Source organism: uncultured Alistipes sp. (assembly GCF_910580175.1).
GTDB lineage: Bacteria > Bacteroidota > Bacteroidia > Bacteroidales > Rikenellaceae > Alistipes.
Window position 1 is genome coordinate 194,879 of record NZ_CAJTXD010000002.1, and the last position, 17,640, is coordinate 212,518.

General features: G+C 60.4%; 11 protein-coding genes. 6 read left to right on the forward strand and 5 right to left on the reverse strand.

The genetic code is table 11. The features are described 5' to 3' along the window. Position 1 precedes the first annotated feature (1 nt). The 5 genes from QZ298_RS03200 to QZ298_RS03220 all read right to left on the reverse strand — a co-directional run bounded on the left by QZ298_RS03200 (position 2) and on the right by QZ298_RS03220 (position 8,963). Positions 2-2,194, reverse strand: coding sequence for a PCMD domain-containing protein (locus tag QZ298_RS03200; RefSeq protein WP_296005289.1), 2,193 nt, complete (start codon positions 2,192-2,194; stop codon positions 2-4). A 19-nt stretch (positions 2,195-2,213) separates the two neighbouring features. Then, positions 2,214-3,956, reverse strand: a complete 1,743-nt coding sequence (locus tag QZ298_RS03205) for a DUF4493 domain-containing protein (RefSeq protein WP_296005290.1) — start codon at positions 3,954-3,956, stop codon at positions 2,214-2,216. Between the two features lie 12 nt (positions 3,957-3,968). After that, the gene (locus QZ298_RS03210; protein ID WP_296005291.1) at positions 3,969-4,865 is read right to left on the reverse strand and encodes a DUF4493 domain-containing protein; all 897 of its coding nucleotides are present in this window, start codon (positions 4,863-4,865) and stop codon (positions 3,969-3,971) included. 14 nt (positions 4,866-4,879) lie between these two features. Then, positions 4,880-6,607 carry a fimbrillin family protein gene (locus QZ298_RS03215; RefSeq protein ID WP_296005292.1) on the reverse strand — a complete coding sequence of 576 codons (1,728 nt, stop codon included), beginning with the start codon at positions 6,605-6,607 and terminating at the stop codon, positions 4,880-4,882. A gap of 193 nt (positions 6,608-6,800) precedes the next feature. Further along, positions 6,801-8,963 (reverse strand): S9 family peptidase, encoded by a 2,163-nt coding sequence (locus tag QZ298_RS03220; protein ID WP_296005293.1) that lies wholly within the window; start codon positions 8,961-8,963, stop codon positions 6,801-6,803. A gap of 238 nt (positions 8,964-9,201) precedes the next feature. Here QZ298_RS03220 and QZ298_RS03225 point away from each other — a divergent pair, with 238 nt between their 5' ends. From QZ298_RS03225 to QZ298_RS03250, 6 genes are all read left to right on the forward strand, one after another. Further along, on the forward strand, positions 9,202-9,699 hold the full coding sequence (locus tag QZ298_RS03225) for an NUDIX domain-containing protein (protein WP_296005294.1): 498 nt from the start codon (positions 9,202-9,204) through the stop codon (positions 9,697-9,699). A gap of 251 nt (positions 9,700-9,950) precedes the next feature. Then, on the forward strand, positions 9,951-10,223 hold the full coding sequence (locus QZ298_RS03230) for an HU family DNA-binding protein (RefSeq protein WP_296005295.1): 273 nt from the start codon (positions 9,951-9,953) through the stop codon (positions 10,221-10,223). A gap of 347 nt (positions 10,224-10,570) precedes the next feature. After that, on the forward strand, positions 10,571-12,121 hold the full coding sequence (locus tag QZ298_RS03235; protein WP_296005296.1) for an Rne/Rng family ribonuclease: 1,551 nt from the start codon (positions 10,571-10,573) through the stop codon (positions 12,119-12,121). Between the two features lie 72 nt (positions 12,122-12,193). After that, entirely contained in the window at positions 12,194-15,529 is a 3,336-nt protein-coding gene (mfd, locus tag QZ298_RS03240) for a transcription-repair coupling factor (RefSeq protein WP_296005297.1), read from the forward strand. Beyond that, positions 15,526-16,269 carry a type III pantothenate kinase gene (locus QZ298_RS03245; protein ID WP_296005298.1) on the forward strand — a complete coding sequence of 248 codons (744 nt, stop codon included), beginning with the start codon at positions 15,526-15,528 and terminating at the stop codon, positions 16,267-16,269. The genes mfd and QZ298_RS03245 overlap by 4 nt, the downstream gene beginning before the upstream one ends. Then, positions 16,244-17,617 (forward strand): hypothetical protein, encoded by a 1,374-nt coding sequence (locus QZ298_RS03250; protein WP_296005299.1) that lies wholly within the window; start codon positions 16,244-16,246, stop codon positions 17,615-17,617. The genes QZ298_RS03245 and QZ298_RS03250 overlap by 26 nt, the downstream gene beginning before the upstream one ends. The last annotated feature ends 23 nt before the right edge of the window (positions 17,618-17,640 follow it).

The window sequence follows — 17,640 nt, forward strand, 5'->3', positions numbered from 1 at the left end:
TTTAGTAGACCAGTTCGATGTCGTCGAGATACATTTCGCTCGACGTCGAGCCGGTAAAGTAGTCGCCGTATTTGCTGGCCGAGGCGGTCAGCATCAGGTAGTCGGGCTTTTCGCCCTCGTATTCTTCGTTGTATGTCAGGTTCAGCGTGATTTTCGTCCAGTCGGGGCAGGCGGTCGTGTTGTCCGGTTCCCACGAAGCCCATGCGATGATATGGCCGTCGGTGCGGTCGTTATCGCTCTTCGTGCCGTTGAGCGCTGTGCAGTAGCTCATCGTCTTCGAATTGGCGGCGAAGTCGAGGAACGTTTCCGGCCTTTTGGTCGCAACGACGTGCGGCCCGCCCATCTTGCACAGACAGATGTAGACCTGGCTCACGTCCGACTGGCCTTTTTGTATATGGGCCGGTGCGTTGTCGCCGCGTTGGTCGATCGTGCCGATCGTACCCTTGTACCAGAACGTCAGCTGCTTGGGCCGGTAGGTAAAGTCGAACGGCTTGCCGAATCCGATCACGCCGTCCATGCCGTCGGTGTCCAGGTATTTGCCCACGAAGATGTTGCCTGCCGCGAATCGGCCGATGCCGAAGAGCGAGGCTTTCTGCGACTTGAGTCTCGCCGAACTGCTGCCCGAGGAACCCGGGCGCGGGTCGTTCTGTTGGGTCGTGACATCGATATTTGCTTTCGATGAGCCGTGGTTGCCCGTGTCCCACCATTGGTCGTTGCGGTCGTTGTCCGTCAGGTAGGGCAGTATGGGTTTGCTTCCCGACCATGTTTCGAATCCGGCGTTGTAGATCTGCGGGCCTGACGGATAGGCTGCCGTCCGCATGTTTCCGATCGCTGTTCCGTCGAGCACGAGCCGGTATTCGTAAGTCGCATCCAAGGCCGCAGGCGTCGGGGTCGAGTAGGTGTCGGCATCTTCGGTCTGTTCCATGGCGATCGCTTCCCATGATGTGTCGCCTTGCCGGCGGTATTCCATCTTTACGTCCGTTGCCGGGCGCAGCACATAGGCGCGCCACTTCCGGTCGTCGAACCACGGATCGGCCGCTGGCGCCAAAGCTCCTTGCGTACGTACGGTCATCGTCTTGGTGCCTTCGCCGCCGTCCTCGTCGATCGCCGTGATGGTCAGCACATGATTTCCGCCGCCGAACCGGGCGAAGAACTTCCCGCCGAGCGCCACGGTCATGTTCGTCGGATCCGCCACCTCCACGGCGATGCCGTCGTTGTTCTCCGGCGCCGTTTCGGCCGGAATTTCGTAGGTGGTGCCGCCGGTTTCGATCCGTACCAGCGCCATGTCGCCGATCGAACTGATCGCAAAGACGATCGGTTCCGTGCTGAAACGCTGCAATTCGGCCATGTCGAAGCCCTGGCCTGCGATCTGCGGATTGGGGATGAAAGTGATCGGGTCGTCTATCTCGTCCAGCGTCTGATCCAGTGTCAAGCTGAAATCCAGCTGGCCGCCCAGGTCTTTCGAGTACTTCAGCCGCAGTTCGTAGCAGCATCCCGGTTCCGTAGATATGGCTTTCGAACTCCCTTTCGTCACTTCCAGCGGCTCGCCGTTCTTTTCGCCCTTGCCGTAGAAGTTCCAGTAGAGCGTCGTCGCCGTTTCCGGCAGGATGAAGTAGCCCGTTTTCGTCTTTTCGAATTGCAGGTACGGCCCCTTGCCCGTCGCGGGATTCGCCGCCGTCGCTTCGTCGAACGCTACCGTCGTGCGGTAGGTCTCCTTGAACGTCGCTGCGATCGTCGGATCGTAGATCACTTTCACGATCGTGTTGACGATGCGGCACTCCACCTTTACCGACGTCGGTTTCCCAGCTTCGATGCGGAACTCCTGCTCGCCTTTGTAGGTCGCCTCGTCGAACGAGGCTTCGGCCTGGCTGCCGGCTTCCACGGCGATCGAGTAGTCGCCCGCCAGCAGCCACAGCGATGCGGGCATTTCCGAACGGGCGTTGTAACGGCGGATCAATTCTTTGGCCGGTTCGCCCTCGGCGTTCAGCGTGTGCTTGTAGATACGGATGGCGCAGCGGTTCCACGGATATTGTGTGTCGTCGTACTGCGCGCGGGTCTGCGGCGTGCCGATGGCGAACGTGGCGCACCCCTCGTTCGGATTCGCCGTGTCCGGCAGGGACTTGTCTTTCGTGCAGGCGAGACTTCCGAGCATAAGGCAGCCCCAGAGCAGAATATGTGCGGTTCTCTGTTTCATCTTCATCGTGCGGATCGTGTCAGTTCACATGCAGCATGATCGTTTCCGTAGTCTCGTGTCCCTGCTCGTCGATGACCGTCAGGCGGAAGTCCGTGTCGCCCTTGAACGAGTCGAGCATCGGGATGAATTTCGAGATCGAGAATTGCAGCTCGGTCTTGCCCGTCACGTCGGCGCCCGTCGGGAAGCCGAAACCTTCGAGCGTGGCCGTGAGTCCTGCTTTCGAGGCTTCGGGATCCGCCAGGTCGAAGCGGGTGGGCATCAGGTCGCCCAGCTCTTCGGCCAGGACTCCTTCGATGCTTACGATGAGCGATTTCACGCCTTGCGTCGCCGTCGCCTTGATGTTGACTTCCATTCCCTCGAACGTGTCGTAGCGCTGCTTGATGTCGTAGTTATTGCCGTCTTTGTCTTTGCCTTCCCATTTGATCCGCGGATCGGCTCCGGCCGAACGGTCGACGATGATGGTCAGAGCGAACGTGCTTTTGAGTCCGGCTTCGTTGGCGATGGTCATCGTGAACGTGTGGGCGCCCTCGTAGTCGAAGAGTACCTTCATCAGCTCCTTGAGCGGGAACGTGCGCTCCGTTACGTTCAGATTGATGGCCGGAAATCCCCACGAACGCAGCGCTGTGCGGGCCACGCCCTCGACGGTAAACATGTCTTTGGGTTCGGTAAGCTCCGCTGCGTTGAGCAGGTTCTGGAATGCCGTGTTGTCGGTCGCCGTTTCGACGACGAACGAGGTCATGGGCGTAGGCGTCGTCACGGTAAAGTCGCACGGCTCGTTGAAGTAGCCGTTGGCGTCGAACTTGTCGGCATTCAGCATAAAAGGCACATCGAACGAGTGTGCCGGCCACACCAGTTTCGGCGCGTCGGGGTCGTTTTCGTCCGGAATCTTCTCCTCGCAGATCGTCGCCAGGGTAACCACGTCGATTTCGACCGGCTTGCCGAAAATCCATGTTTCCACTTCGGCGCTGATGATGATCGTGCCGTCCTCGGCGTGCTGGAGGTTCACTTCGATGTTGCGCCACTCGCCCGCCTTGGCGTTCGTGGCCACATGGATCGGCTGGCGGGTAATCTGCTTGCCGTCGAAGACGGTCGTCAGATAGAGCGTCAGGGTGTTGTTCTTCCCTTCCTTCGGTTTCAGGTAGCCTGCGCGTTCCGGATATTTGCCTTCGAAGAGCAGCGACCGGTCGTCGTCCAGCATCAGCTCGGACGATGTGTCGTCGCTCATGGTCGCCAGCAGCGTGTCCTTGTAGGAGACCGTCGCACGGATCGAAAGCTGGCGGCAAACCATGTCATGAAGTTCGGTCGGCAGGCCTTTCAGAATGGCGAAATCCTGGTCGGCGCCATAGGTCGGCGTATTCGGGTCGCCCTCCCATGCCACGTCGGGCGTATCGCCGGAGCGTACCGAGAGCGTGTAGCTGCCCACCGGCAGTTCGATCGTCTCCGCCCGGTCGGCATAGGCGAAGTCGGTCGTTGCCGCGCCGTTGCGATCGAGCACTTCCACGGGGTTGCCTTGCGCATCCAGAATCCGGACGCGGTAAGTCCCGAGGTCGGTATTCGCCCCGCGGGTTTTCACGGGGCCGATCTCTTCCACGCGTTGTTCGATCGTCGCCTCCAGGTTTGCCAGGGAGAGATAGCCCACATTGCGCAGGTCGACGTTGCCGCCGTTTCCTCCTTCGAATCCCGAGGTCTCATTCACGCAGGCATGGAGCAGCAAGGCCATGCCGAGAAGTACCGGGAAGTATCTTTGCAGGTTTGTTTTCATGATCGGGTGTTGTTAGCGGAGCCGTTGCGATATGGGATCGGGTTTGGCGTCGTCGTTGAGTTCTTCGTCGATGGTTTCCGTGCGGATCGGGACATCGTTCAGCGTGATGACCACTGCGTCGGTGCTGCCCGCGTCCGAGAGATCGAATGTGTAGGTATAGAGCGTGGAGGCTTCCGGTGCGGCGTTTATCGTGTCGGCGAACTTCACGGTCTGCGCCTCCATCGAGGCCGAGGGACGTTGCTTGGTCGCCTCGCCCGAGATCGTGAAAGCCGCCGGGCGGATGTAGTGGTAGATTTCGGATGTCGCAGGGTCTTCGGCCGTGTAGCCGACCGTAAATTCGTTGCCTGCGGCGGTCGTCAGTTTGAAAGTCGCGCCGTTGGCGAAATACCCCTTGAACCGGTCGGTAAATGCAATCCGCACGATCGTGTTCATGACCCGGGCCTTGATTCTCACGTTCGTAGGCTCGATGCCCGCCAGTACGCGCAGGCGTGCGGAGCCTTCGAAGTAGGGGAGGTCGATCCCCTCGGGTATCGCGTCGATGCCGACATATTCGTCGCCCGAGAAGAGCGTTACTATATAGTCTGTGGCCCACAGCCAGTCGTTGTGCGGGTCGTAGAGAGCGGCTGCGGCCCAGCTCTGCAAGAAATCGTAGGTCGGGTCGGCGCTTTCGATCCGCAGTCCCAGCTCTTTGGCCTTGGGGATCGTGTAAGCTCCTTCGGGCAGGGGTACCTGTCCCGTATGATCTGCGCCCGACGAGGTGCGGGCGCGAGCGGTGGTCTCGACCGTGGTCGAACACTCGGCCGTCAGCGCCAGCGTGCCGTAACCTGCGGCCGGAGCGTCGTACTCCGCTTTTTTCGAGCAGGCGCCGACCGTCAGGGCCGTCAGGGCCAGTATTGCGAATCTTTTCATGGGTTGCCTGTCGTTTATTGTACGATCGTTACGCGGACGTTGTCCATGTAGAAATAGAATGTTTTTGCGGTTACCAGCCCCGAGTTGTAGGTTCCGAACCAGCTCAAACGGATTCCCGATACGCAGTTCCGTATCGTGTAGTCTTTGTGCGTGGGCATGTTCGTCGGCGAGCCCGATGCATCCGGAGCAAAGGATTCCACTTCGTTTTCCGGCGGAGTGCGGTTGTCGTATCCGCGTCCGCCTGCTATCGGGCCGCTCTGCGTTGTCCACCCGAACGTGCATTTCGAGTTGTTCGTCGAGCCGATGTCGTAGGATACGGAGAGTGTGACGGTTCTGCCGCTTCGCAATGGCAGCGGCGGCGTATCGACGCGACCGTATTTGTTGTCTTGGCGTCCTACTATGGTGCTCGACCCGATGTAGGTTCTGAATTCCAGCGACTGCTGGTCGGTTTTCCAGCGGCTGCCGGTCCAGCCCGGCAGGCCGGCGTCGGTCATCTCCTGGGCAGAGCCTCCGTTCTCGTCGGCGTAATTGCTTACTGGAATCGTTTCGCTGAAATCTTCGAAGAACAGGTAGGGCGCTGCGATCGTGCAGCCGGCTGCCGTGACGTCGCGCACGTCGCAGCGTTTGCCGTAGACCCCTTCGGTGTTTTCCGAAGCGGTGCCGAGACCCACTTGCATGCCGTTGGCGAAAGTTTGGTCGTTGAAGATGCGGGCCGTGAATGTTCCGTCGCTGTTCTTGACGAATGTTTTCAGTGTGCGGCACCTCCCCAGAGCCGGGAATTCGTAGCCGGCCGGCATCGTCAGCGAGTCGATCTGCGTTACCGTCTCGCCCAGGTGCGAGGGGTCGATCGTGATGCGGAAGTCTGCTTGCGGACGCGCTTCGGCGATAGTCAGGTTCACGGGCGTGATGACGCCGGCCCGGCAGTCGTCGAAGCCGGCGGTCGTCAGCGGCCACGAGAATTCCGTGCCGTCGGTCGCTGTGAAGCGCACTTCTCCCCCCCGCAGATCGGCCGGGGCGAGGTAGACCCAGAACGTGTCGCCCTCGTCGATCGGTTCGGCGAACTCCAGCGTTACCGCGTCGGAGGTCGCCGCCATTTCGGGCGCGGCTTCCGGAGCGGTCAAGTCCCAGGTCATGCGTCCCGTTACAGGATGCGGGAATTCGATGTGCAGCCGTTCGATGGGGCTGCCCAGCCGGTTGCGGCCCTGCGGAACGGTAATTTTCAGCACATGCACCTTGTGGTGGAAGCGCAACGTTACTTCGTTGAGTATCTCCTCCTGGAGTTCGGCCCCTTGCGTTGCGGCCAGCATGATGTCGAGCTGACCGTTCCACGCGCCGTTCTGCACGGACGGGATCGTGTAGGTCACTTTCGTGCCGGCGGCCGTTTCGGGCAGCGGGTAGGCGCCATAATATGTATAGGTGCCTGCGGCCATCGGATCGACCATGCCGACGAACATGCCTTTGTCGGGCGATTCCTTGCGATACCAGAACCGGAACGGCACCTGTTCGAATGCCGGTGCATCGGCGCCGTAGGCCCACAGCGCCAGCCGGTCGCCCTTGACCCAGCAGGCGGCACCGTCGTCGCCCAGTGCCGTGCGCGTCGCCGGCGCATCGATCCTCACTTCCATTCGGCGGCGCGTGTCGGTGCCGTCCGTCGGTCGGGCCGCTTCCTTATGGCATGCCGCACCCGTCGCGGCCAGCGCCGCGAACATGGACAATATGGACAACCGTTTGATTCGTATCATCGTCAGTGTTGTTCGAAATCGCTGTAAAAGTACGCAACAATTTCCCTGAACGAAAATAAATTCAACGAACGCCGGGTTTTTCATCACGAATCCGGCGTTTCCGGAGCCATCCGAGTGTTCTGTCGCCGGAGCGGATACGCTGCGGAGCGCCCTGGCTGTCGGGCCGATGCTGGATATGAACCTTTTGCAGGGATTATTTTTCTTGTTTCACATACTTGTCCAGCCAGCCGAAGAATTCGCGGTTCCACACCAGCGAGTTCTGCGGTTTGAACACCTGATGCGCCTCGTCCTCGAACTCAACGAGCCGCGCCGGAATGCCGCGCACGCGGGCCGCCGTGAAGGCTTCGAGCGACTGGGTGTAGGGGATGCGGAAGTCCTTTTCGCCCGTGATGATGAGCATCGGGGTGTCCCACTTCGCTGCGAATTTGTGGGGCGAGTTGGCGTAGGAGCGCTGCGCCACGGCGTTGTGCGCATCCCAGTAGGGGCCTCCGTAGTCGTTGTTGACGAACCACAGCTCTTCGGTCTGGCCGTACATCGAGTCGAAGTCGAAGATCCCGCAGTGGGAGATGAAGGCTTTGAAGCGTTTTTCGTGGCATCCGGCCAGGAAGTAGACCGAGTAGCCGCCGTACGAGGCGCCCACGCAGCCCATGCGCGTCCGGTCGGCCCACGGTTCGCGCGCCACGTCGTCGATGGCAGCGAGGTAGTCGCGGATGTTCTGGCCCGAGTAGTCGCCCGAAATCTGGTCGAGCCACTCCTGCCCGAACGAGGGGAGACCGCGGCGGTTGGGCGCCACGACGATGTAGCCCTGCGCCGCCATGAGCTGGAAGTTCCAGCGGTAGCTCCAGAACTGCGACACCACGCTCTGCGGGCCGCCCTGGCAGTAGAGCAGCACGGGGTACTTCTGCGTCGGGTCGAAGTCGGGCGGCAGGATCACCCACGTAAGCATGCGCTTGCCGTCGGTGGTGCGCACCCAGCGTTTCTGCACCTCGCCCATCTTCACGGCGTCGTAGACGGGCTTGTTGATCTCCGAAATGCGGTTCAGCGTACCGTCGGCGGCCACGTCGAAGAACTCGGTGGCCATCGAGATGGTGCAGACTTCGGCCACGGTGCGGCCGCCGGCCATGGTAAAGGCGTTGATGTCGTGGTCGCCGCGCGTCAGCACTTCGACCTCGGACGTACCGCACGCGGCGCCCGCCTCGGGCAGCTGCACGCGGCAGATCTGATGCGTCGCTTCGATCGGCGCGATGAAGCGGAGCGTGCGGTTGTCCTCCCACACCACGTTGGCGGCGTTGTAGTCGAACGAAGCTGTGAGGTCGTGCATTTCGGCCGTGCGGCAGTCGTAGACGAAGAGGCGTTCCTTATCCGACTCGTTGCCCGCGCGGCGCATCGAACGGAAAGCGATGTGCAGGTCGTCGGGCGACCAGACCGGATATTTGTCGTAGCCGGGCATCTCGTCCGGCAGTTCGCGCACCTCGCCCGCGCATTCCGATTTGCGCCCCGTGAGCGGTTTGCAGATGTTGACGGTTTTGCCCGTGGCGAGGTCGTAGACGAAGATGTCCGAATCGGTCGACACGGCGTAGGCCGTTCCCGTGAGCGGCTTGCAGGTGTAGGCCAGCATCGTGCCGGCGTGGTTCCACGCTATCTCGGCCATGTCGAAGTAGGGGGCCAGCGGAGCGTCCCACGCCGCATCGGCGCCGATGATGTCGGTGCCGCCCGTCACGAGACCGTCGCCCAGCTCGGCGACGAAGATGTGGCGGTGGTCGCCTTCGTCCCAGTAGTCCCAGTGGCGGGCCATCAGATCGTCGTAGATGCGGGCTTTCGAACGGGGCAGGTCGGCATGGACGTCCGACGATTTGCGTGCCGCCACGCGGACGGTCTGCACCCACCAGATATGTTTGCCGTCGGGGCTCACGCCGAAGCCTTCGACCTCGGGGATGCCTTCGCCGTTGCCGCTGCCGGTAATCTGCTCGGGCTGCGAGCCGTCGGCCTTCATGCGCCACACCTGCATCGAGCCGCTGCGGTCGGAGAGGAACCACACGCTCGCGCCGTCGGCCGACCATTGGGGTGCGGCGTTGTTGGATGCGTAGTCGGTCAGCGCCCGGCATTCGCCAGTGGTCATATCTTCGATCCACAGCGTCGTGATGCCGCGGTTCTCGGCCATGTTGTATTCAGTCACGGCATAGAGCAGCCGCGTGCCGTCGGGCGAGAGCGACGACGAGCCGGCGCGCCGCATCTTCCACATCACTTCGGGGGTCAGACGCCCGGCGGCGATTTCCGTTTCCGTAAGGGAGTTGTCGATCGTCAAGGGGGCGGGGCGTTCCGTGCACCCGTTCAGTCCTGCAACTGTCAGAGCCATAAGGAGGATGATTTTTTTCATTCCGGTTGAGGTTTCCTATTTATTGATTTATTGTCTATTTTTGCATGTCGTATGCCCGGGCTGCCATTATGTTCCGGGCGCAGGTTTTTTCGTTATGGAACATCGTATCGTTGTCTGGTTCGCCGATAAGTCGGTCGTCTTCGTTCGGGAGACTCCCTGCGGGGAGGCGTTTTGTTTCGCGCCCGTTGATTGCGGGGACATAAGTCGTGACAAGATAGTGAATTTTCTCGAAACCCGCAATTCTGTTGCGGTCGTCGTGCCCGATCCTGATGCTGCGTTCGCCCGTTTCGCTCAGGATTTCGCGGTGGTGCAGGCTGCCGGCGGCGTGGTCGCCGATCCGCAGGGGCGGCGGCTCATGATTCGCCGCAACGGACGTTGGGATTTGCCCAAGGGGCATGTCGAGCCGGGCGAGAGCATCGCATGCTGCGCCGCGCGTGAAATCGCCGAAGAGACCGGCGTCGCGGCCGAGGTCGTGGCTCCGCTGTGTGCGACCTGGCATGCCTATTGGTTCCCGAAGACGCAGCGCTGGGAGCTGAAGCGGACGCATTGGTTTTTGCTCCGGTCATCCGGCTGCGACACCCTTGCGCCCCAGACCGAGGAGGGGATCGAGCGCGTCGTCTGGTGCGATGCTGAAACATTTGCCGACAACCTCCGCAGCGCCTTCCCCACCGTGCGGCGTGTCGGCCAGGCGCTGGAGGCGATGCGTGTCAGATGAGCGGGCTGTCGCTCCCCGCCGGAACTTGGCTCGCGGGGCGAACGGCGGAAAAAATGATGGTTTTTCATAAATTATCCGCGGTTTTTCAACTTTTGCCCGATATTTGTTTATCGTATTGTGACAGTGGCCGGTAAGGGCTGCGGCGGAAAATCGAGAAAATTTTTTGCGGTTTGTTGGCGGTTATGCAAATAAAGCGTATATTTGCAAACTCGATTTTTTCAAAAGAACTTAATTTTTAATGTTATATAGATATGACTAAAGCAGATATCGTAAGCGAAATCGCTAAAAGCACCGGAGTCGAGAAAGTCCAGGTGCAGGCCATCGTCGAGGCTTTCATGGAGAGCATCAAGTCGTCGCTGACCGGCCACAACAACGTGTATCTTCGCGGTTTCGGCAGCTTCATCGTGAAGAAGCGCGCCAAGAAGGTGGCCCGCAACATCTCGAAGAACACCACCATTACCATCCCTGCGCACAACATTCCCGCTTTCAAGCCGGCCAAGAGCTTCGCAGCGAAAGTGAAATAGTTACGATAAATCAAGAACCTCTAAAATTTTAGGACTATGCCAAACGGAAAGAAGCATAAGCGTCACAAGATGGCTACCCACAAGCGTAAAAAGCGTCTGCGCAAGAACCGCCACAAGAAAAAGTAGGGTGTGCATCTATTGGGATAGATAAAGCTAAAGGGGCCTCGGGTTCTTTTAGCTTTACCTATTTAAAAATCGGCGGTGTCGATGCCGCCTCCGACCCCGGCCCGGGAGCGTCGCGGAAGGGGTCTTCGCCATTGGAGCGTTCCGCCGCTCCAGATTCGTAAAGCGCGGAATATCATTACTAATTTCAGCATATCGCGTCCTGCGGGACGCGCACAAGATAAATGAACAGAGAGTTGATCGTCAACGTCAACCCGACCGAGATTTCCATTGCGCTGTGCGAGGATAAGGTGTTGGTCGAGTTGTCCAAGGAACAGTGTCAGACCGGCTTCGCGGTCGGCGACATCTATTTAGGCAAGGTGCGCAAGATCATGCCGGGGCTTAACGCCGCATTCGTCAACATCGGGCATGAGAAAGACGCCTTCATCCATTACCTCGACCTCGGGACGCACTTCCCCTCGTTGCAGAAACTGACCGCTTCGTGCGTTCCCGGCAAGCGGGGGCTGCGGCTCGAAAGCATGAAGCTGGAGCCATCTGTGGAGAAGTCCGGCAAGATCGGCGACTATCTCCAGGTCGGACAGCAGATCATGGTGCAGGTCGCCAAGGAGGCCATCTCCACCAAGGGGCCGCGTCTGACTTCCGACATCTCCCTGGCCGGGCGCAACGTCGTGCTGGTGCCTTTTTCCTCGAAGGTGTTCCTTTCGCAGAAGATCCGTTCGGCCGAGGAGAAGAAGCGTTTGAAGCGGATCGCTACCGCCGTGTTGCCCAATAATTTCGGCGTCATTATCCGCACGGCAGCCGTGGAGGCCAAGGACGAGGACATCGAGCAGGACATCCGCACCCAGATCGAGCGGTGGCGCAAGACCGTTGCGGCCATCCGCAAGCATACCGCGCCCGCGCAGCTCATGAGCGAGATGAGCCGGGCCAACACCATTATCCGCGATTCGCTCAACGGATCGTTCTCGCAGATCGCCGTCGACGACCAGGCCATGTTCAACGACATCCGCAACTACATCCGGCAGATCGATCCCGAGAAGGAGAAGATCGTCAAGTTTTACCGCGGCAACGTGCCCATCTTCGACAACTTCGACATCTCGAAGCAGATCAAGTCGCTTTTCGCCAAGTATGTGTCGCTCAAGCGGGGCGCTTACCTCATCATCGAGCGCACCGAGGCCATGAACGTCATCGACGTCAACTCCGGCAACCGCACCAAGGCCGAGGACAACCAGGAGCAGACCGCCTTGGATGTCAATCTTGCCGCGGCCAAGGAGATCGCCCGGCAGCTGCGCCTGCGCGACTTGGGCGGCATCGTCATCATCGACTTCATCGACCTGCACAAGGCCCAGAACCGCCAGCTGCTTTTCGACGAAATGGTCAAGCTCATGTCTACCGACAAGGCCAAGCATACGGTGCTGCCGCTTACCAAGTTCGGGTTGATGCAGATCACGCGCCAGCGGGTGCGGCCCGTAGCCGTCGAGAGCGTCTCCGACGTCTGCCCCACCTGCAACGGTTCGGGCAAGATCGAGCCTACGGTCGTGTTGGACAAGAAGATCGAGAACCAGATTTCGTTCTTGACGGAGGATCGGGGGCAGAAATACATCAAGTTGGTCGTCAGTCCCTACGTTGCTGCTTTCCTCAAGAAAGGGTTCTGGTCGCTGCGCCGGCAGTGGCAGTGGAAATACAAGGTGCAGATCGATATCGCCGAGGATCAGAGCATCGGCATCGTCGAGGTGCATTACCACGACAAGAAGGACAACGATTTGATAAAGAAATAGTTTCCCAATCAAGAGCGGTAAGGCAGGGTGTCGGAGTCGTGATGCCGGTCTTCCGCTCTCCATTTTTCATTCATGGTCTCTTCCCGCGAGCAAATAGCGCAGTTCGCCGCAGGGTCGCAGGCGCTCGGGACGCTGTGTCGGCGGTTGAGCGACCGGGGCGCCGCCGTCCATCTCCAGGAGTTGGTCGGCGGGGCGCTTCCGTTCTATGCCGCTGCGGCTGTCGCCCGGGTCGGCGGTGTGCATGTCTTCGTGGCCGAGGATCGGGATGCTGCGGCTTATCTGTTGAACGATTTTTATGCCTTGCTCGACGAGCGGCGCGTCTTCTTCTTCCCCTCCTCTTGGAAAAGGTCGGTTGCCTACGGTTCGGAGGATGCCCAGGGCGTCGTGCTGCGCACGGCGGCTTTGAATGCCTTGCGCAGTTTCGACGGGCAGGATTATTTGGTTGTCTGCACCTATCCTGAGGCGCTCGCCGAGCGGGTCGCCGATGGGCAGACCTTGCAGCAAGATACCATCGACGTGCGTGTCGGCGACAAGATTTCCATCGAGGTGTTGCAGCAGGCGTTGGTCGATGCCGGGTTCGAGCGTGTCGATTTCGTCTTCGAGCCGGGGCAGTATTCTCTGCGCGGCGGTATCGTCGATGTCTTTTCTTTCTCTGAATGCAAGCCGTTCCGCATCGATTTCTTCGGCGACGAAGTGGACTCCATCCGGCGTTTCGAGATCTCCAGCCAGCTCTCGTCCGAGAAGTTGTCCCATGTGGCCATCGTTCCCGATCTCCACGGCGCCGAGGCCGGACAGTCGCGGGTTTCGTTGGCCGGGTTCGTCGGCAGCGAGGCGTCTTTCTGGTTTTTCGATCCCGATTTCGTGCTGCGCAAGGTCAACGACGTGCGCCGCAAGGCGCTCGGCGACATGGAGCATCCCGAGGAGATCGACCGCCTGCTGACCAGCCGCAACGGGTTGCTGGGCGACCTGGTGCAGAGCCGGCTGCTCTTTCTGCGCAACAGCCTGCCCGAGCGTCCCGCTTCCGCCGAGGTGCGTTTCTCCACGTCGCCCCAGCCCAAGTTCAACAAGAATTTCGAGTTGCTCGCCGACGACATGATCCGCAACGCCCTGCGGGGATACGAAACCTATATTCTCTCCGAGAACCGCATTCAGGTCGAGCGGCTCGAAAACATCTTCCACCAGATCGGACGCGGACAGGCCGTCGTACGTTCTCTGGCCATTACGTTGCACGAGGGATTCGTCGACAACGAGCTGAAGCTCTGCCTCTATACCGACCACCAGATTTTCGACCGCTACCAGCGCTACCGCATCAACGGCGAGATCAAGCGCGACGAGCAGATGACCGTCGCCGAGCTGAACAGCCTGCGGCCCGGCGACTACGTTGTCCATATCGACCATGGCGTCGGGCGGTTCGACGGACTGGTCAAGGTCGACGAGGGCGGCAAGCAGCATGAGGCCATCAAATTGGTTTATAAGGATGGCGACGTGCTTTTCGTCAACGTCCATTCGCTTCACCGCATTTCGCGTTACAAGGCCGGCGACGGCGAACCGCCCAAGATCTACAAGCTCGGCAACGGTGCTTGGCAGAAACTCAAGAACGCCGCCAAAAAGGCTGTCAAGGATATTTCGCGCGAGCTGATCGCCCTCTATGCCAAGCGTAAGGCGTCCAAGGGCTTCGCTTTCTCGCCCGACAGCTATTTGCAGCACGAGTTGGAGGCCTCGTTCCGTTGGGAGGATACGCCCGACCAGCACTCCGCCATCGCGGCCGTCAAGAAAGACATGGAGTCCGACCAGCCTATGGATCGGCTCGTCTGCGGCGACGTGGGTTTCGGCAAGACCGAGGTCGCCATCCGTGCCGCGTTCAAAGCGGCATCCGACGGCAAGCAGGTCGCCGTGCTCGTTCCGACGACGATCCTCGCCTTGCAGCATTACCGGTCGTTTTCCGAACGGTTGCGCGACTTCCCTGTGCGGGTCGAGTATCTCAACCGCACCAAGACGGCCCGCGAAGTCGCCCGCATCCGCGAGGAGCTGGCCGCCGGGCGCATCGACATCCTTATCGGCACGCACAAGATGTTGGGCAAGCAGATTGTCTTCCGCGACCTGGGGCTGCTCATCATCGACGAGGAGCAGAAGTTCGGCGTCGCCGCCAAGGAGAAGCTCACGCAGATGAGCGTCTCGGTCGACACGCTTACCCTCACTGCCACACCTATTCCGCGTACGCTCCAGTTTTCTCTGATGGGGTCGCGCGACTTGTCGGTCATCTCCACGCCGCCGCCCAACCGGCAGCCTATCGTTACCGAGTCGCACGTCTTCTCCGAGGAGATCGTCCGTGACGCCATCCAGGCCGAGCTGGCGCGCGGCGGGCAGGTCTATTTCGTCCACAACCGTGTCGAAGACCTGCTCTCGATCCAGGGGCTGATCGCCCGCGTCTGCCCCAAGGCCCGCGTCGGCGTCGGCCACGGCAAGATGCCCGCCGAGCAGCTCGAAAAACTTATCATGGACTTCATCTACGGCGAGTTCGACATCTTGCTTTCGACTACCATCGTCGAGAACGGCATCGACATCCCCAATGCCAATACCATCATCATCGACAACGCCCAGAATTTCGGGTTGAGCGACCTCCACCAGCTTCGCGGCCGGGTCGGACGCTCCGACCGCAAGGCGTTCTGCTACCTCCTCTCGCCGCCCGAGGAGCTGCTCTCGTCCGACGCCCGGCGGCGGTTGAGGGCCATCGAGGAGTTCTCCGATCTGGGGTCGGGTTTCAACATCGCCATGCAAGACCTCGACATCCGCGGCGCCGGCAACCTGTTGGGCGCCGAGCAGAGCGGATTCATCGCCGACATCGGCTTCGAGACCTACCAGAAGATCATGCAGGAGGCCATCGCCGAGCTGCGGGCCGAGGGGTTGCAGGTTGCCGGACTTTCCGCCCCGGAGCAGGAGGTGGTCGGACGGATGCGTTTCATCGACGATGCGCATATCGACATCGAGGTCGAGGCTGCCCTGCCCGACACTTACGTGGCCCAGCAGGCCGAGCGGCTCAAACTCTACCGCGAGCTGGACTCCACCCAGGACGAGGAGGCATTGCAGGCGTTCGCCGACCGGCTCGTCGATCGCTTCGGCCCCCTGCCGCGTGCTGCCTGCGAGCTGCTCGACGTGGTGCGGCTGCGTTGGGAGGCCATCCGTCTGGGCATGGAGCGCGTCAAGGTCAAGAACGGGTTGATGATCGTCCATTTCGTCGGCGAGGAGAACTCGCCCTATTACAAAAGCGACACGTTCATGGAGCTGCTCAAGTCCGTTACGCAGCATCCCGAGCGTTTCGTGCTCAAGCAGCACAATAATCGCCTGGCCATGACCGTTAGAAACATCAAAGATGTGGAAGCGGCCTACAAAACTTTGCGCGAGTTGTGAATCTGATCGTCGACATAGGCAATACGTTGGTCAAGTGCGCCGTTATGGCTGAAGGCGAATGCGTCGCCGAGCGGTGCGGCGAAACGTTTTCCGTAACGATCGTCGATGAGCTGTGCCGGGCCTATCCGATTTCGAAGTCCATCGTCTCGTCCACCCGCGGAGAGGTCGCCGGGGTCGTCGCTGCGCTTCGGCGGCGGATCGGCCGTTGCCTGGAGTTCACGCCCCGGACGCCCGTGCCTCTGGTCAACGATTACCTCACGCCCGATACCCTGGGGCGCGACCGGCTCGCCGCTGCCGTGGGTGCTGCGGCGATTCTGCCCGGCCGCAACGTGCTGATCGTCGACTTCGGTACGGCCGTGACGGTCGATTTCGTCTCTGCCGACGGGCATTTCTGCGGCGGGTGCATCTCGCCCGGACTGCGCTCCCGTTTCCGGGCCTTGCACGAGCATACGGCGGCCTTGCCCTTGTGCGAGGCGCCCGGGGCGGAGCCGGAGCTGTTCGGACGCACCACCGTCCGGGCCATCCAGTCCGGCGTCGTGCAGTCGATCGTCTTCGAGATCGAGGGGTACATCGCGCGCATGCGGCAGAAAATCGACGATCCGTGCGTAATTTTTACCGGCGGGGATGCGAAATACTTTGCGAAAAGAATTAAAAATACGATATTTGCAAATCGGAATCCCGTCTTTTGCGGACTGGATCGAATTTTAGAGTTCAATGTCATTGAAGAACACCTTCCATAAAGCGGTCGTCGCAGCGTTGTCGCTTCTTCTGCCCGCCGGCCTTGCAGCGCAGACCAGCAGCATCAACGCCTTTTCGCCCTACACCATGTACGGCATCGGCGAGGTCAACACGCCCGGTACGCTGCCCATGCGTTCGATGGGCGGCGTGGGTGTCGCCATGCGCAATCCCGGCATGGTCAACACGCTCAACCCCGCCGCTTACAGTGCCGTGCCGCAGAAAAGTTTCTTGTTCAGTTTCGGCCTGGAAGGACAAAATTACTACAATTCCCAGTCGGACAACGGCGTGGCCAAGAAGTCGGCTTACAATACGTTCAATTTCCACGACATTGCCGTGCAGTTTCCTCTGGCCCGCAAGTTGGGGCTGGGCGTGAGTCTCGCTCCTTATAGTTCCGTCGGTTACCGCACCAAGTTCTTCAGGGAGTTCGATCCCGGCGATCCCGTTTGGGGCAATGTCGGCCCTGTGCAGTATACCTATCAGGGCGAGGGCGACGTTACCGAGGTCAAGCTCGGCGTCGGGTGGGAGGTCGCCAAGCACTTTTCCATCGGTCTGGCCGCGCAGTATTATTGGGGTAAGATCGACCGTTCCTATACAGCGACGTTCTCGTCGATTACCGGCGAGGGTGCGTTCAATTCCATCGTCGGGCAGAGCGAATACAGCATTTCCAGTTTCAAGGGACAGGTCGGCGTGCAGTGGGACGCCATCATGAATTCCCGCCGTGTCCTCACGTTCGGCGCCACGTTCGATGTGGGCGGCGATCTGCGGCCCCGCCATCGCACGCAGGTCTACACTTCGGATCTTTCCGGCACGACCGTCATCGATGAGGAAGCCGATCTCAAGCTGGTGCTGCCCCGGCAGCTCGTCGCCGGCGTTTACTACCAGACGCCCAAATGGACGTTCGGCTTCGATTATGTCTATCAGAATTGGGGCGGAGCCAATCAGGACGCGGTCTCGACCGGTGCCGGCGCCGGAGGCGGACGCTTCGACGTCGCCTATGCCAACACCAGCACGTTCAAGGTCGGCGTAGAGTTCGTGCCCAACCGTTACGATGTGCGGCGTTTCATGAAGCGCTGGTCTTATCGCGCCGGCTTCCGCTACGGCGATTACAGCCAGACGTTCGGCGGCCGCCGGCTCCACCAGTATGCCGTTACCGTGGGCTTCGGCATCCCGGTGCGTTTTCTCGGCGCTTCTTCGGTCGACGTCGGTTTCGAGTACGGCAACCGCGGGTTCAACGTCGCCGAGCGGGTCGGACTGGTGCGGCAGCAGTATTTCAAGTTCGCCGTGGGCTTCGCGCTGTTCGCCGGTTCGGAGAACGGAGAATATTGGTTCGTCCGGCCCAAGTATGATTAACCGATAAATTTTACGACATATAA

Bases quoted from the DNA above. Each gene is read 5' to 3' on its own strand.
- QZ298_RS03220 (WP_296005293.1), bottom strand. From the start codon at position 8,963: ATGGCTCTGACAGTTGCAGGACTGAACGGGTGCACGGAACGCCCCGCC.
- QZ298_RS03205 (WP_296005290.1), bottom strand. From the start codon at position 3,956: ATGAAAACAAACCTGCAAAGATACTTCCCGGTACTTCTCGGCATGGCC.
- QZ298_RS03200 (WP_296005289.1), bottom strand. From the start codon at position 2,194: ATGAAACAGAGAACCGCACATATTCTGCTCTGGGGCTGCCTTATGCTC.
- QZ298_RS03235 (WP_296005296.1), top strand. From the start codon at position 10,571: ATGAACAGAGAGTTGATCGTCAACGTCAACCCGACCGAGATTTCCATT.
- QZ298_RS03230 (WP_296005295.1), top strand. From the start codon at position 9,951: ATGACTAAAGCAGATATCGTAAGCGAAATCGCTAAAAGCACCGGAGTC.
- QZ298_RS03250 (WP_296005299.1), top strand. From the start codon at position 16,244: ATGTCATTGAAGAACACCTTCCATAAAGCGGTCGTCGCAGCGTTGTCG.
- QZ298_RS03210 (WP_296005291.1), bottom strand. From the start codon at position 4,865: ATGAAAAGATTCGCAATACTGGCCCTGACGGCCCTGACGGTCGGCGCC.
- mfd (WP_296005297.1), top strand. From the start codon at position 12,194: ATGGTCTCTTCCCGCGAGCAAATAGCGCAGTTCGCCGCAGGGTCGCAG.
- QZ298_RS03215 (WP_296005292.1), bottom strand. From the start codon at position 6,607: ATGATACGAATCAAACGGTTGTCCATATTGTCCATGTTCGCGGCGCTG.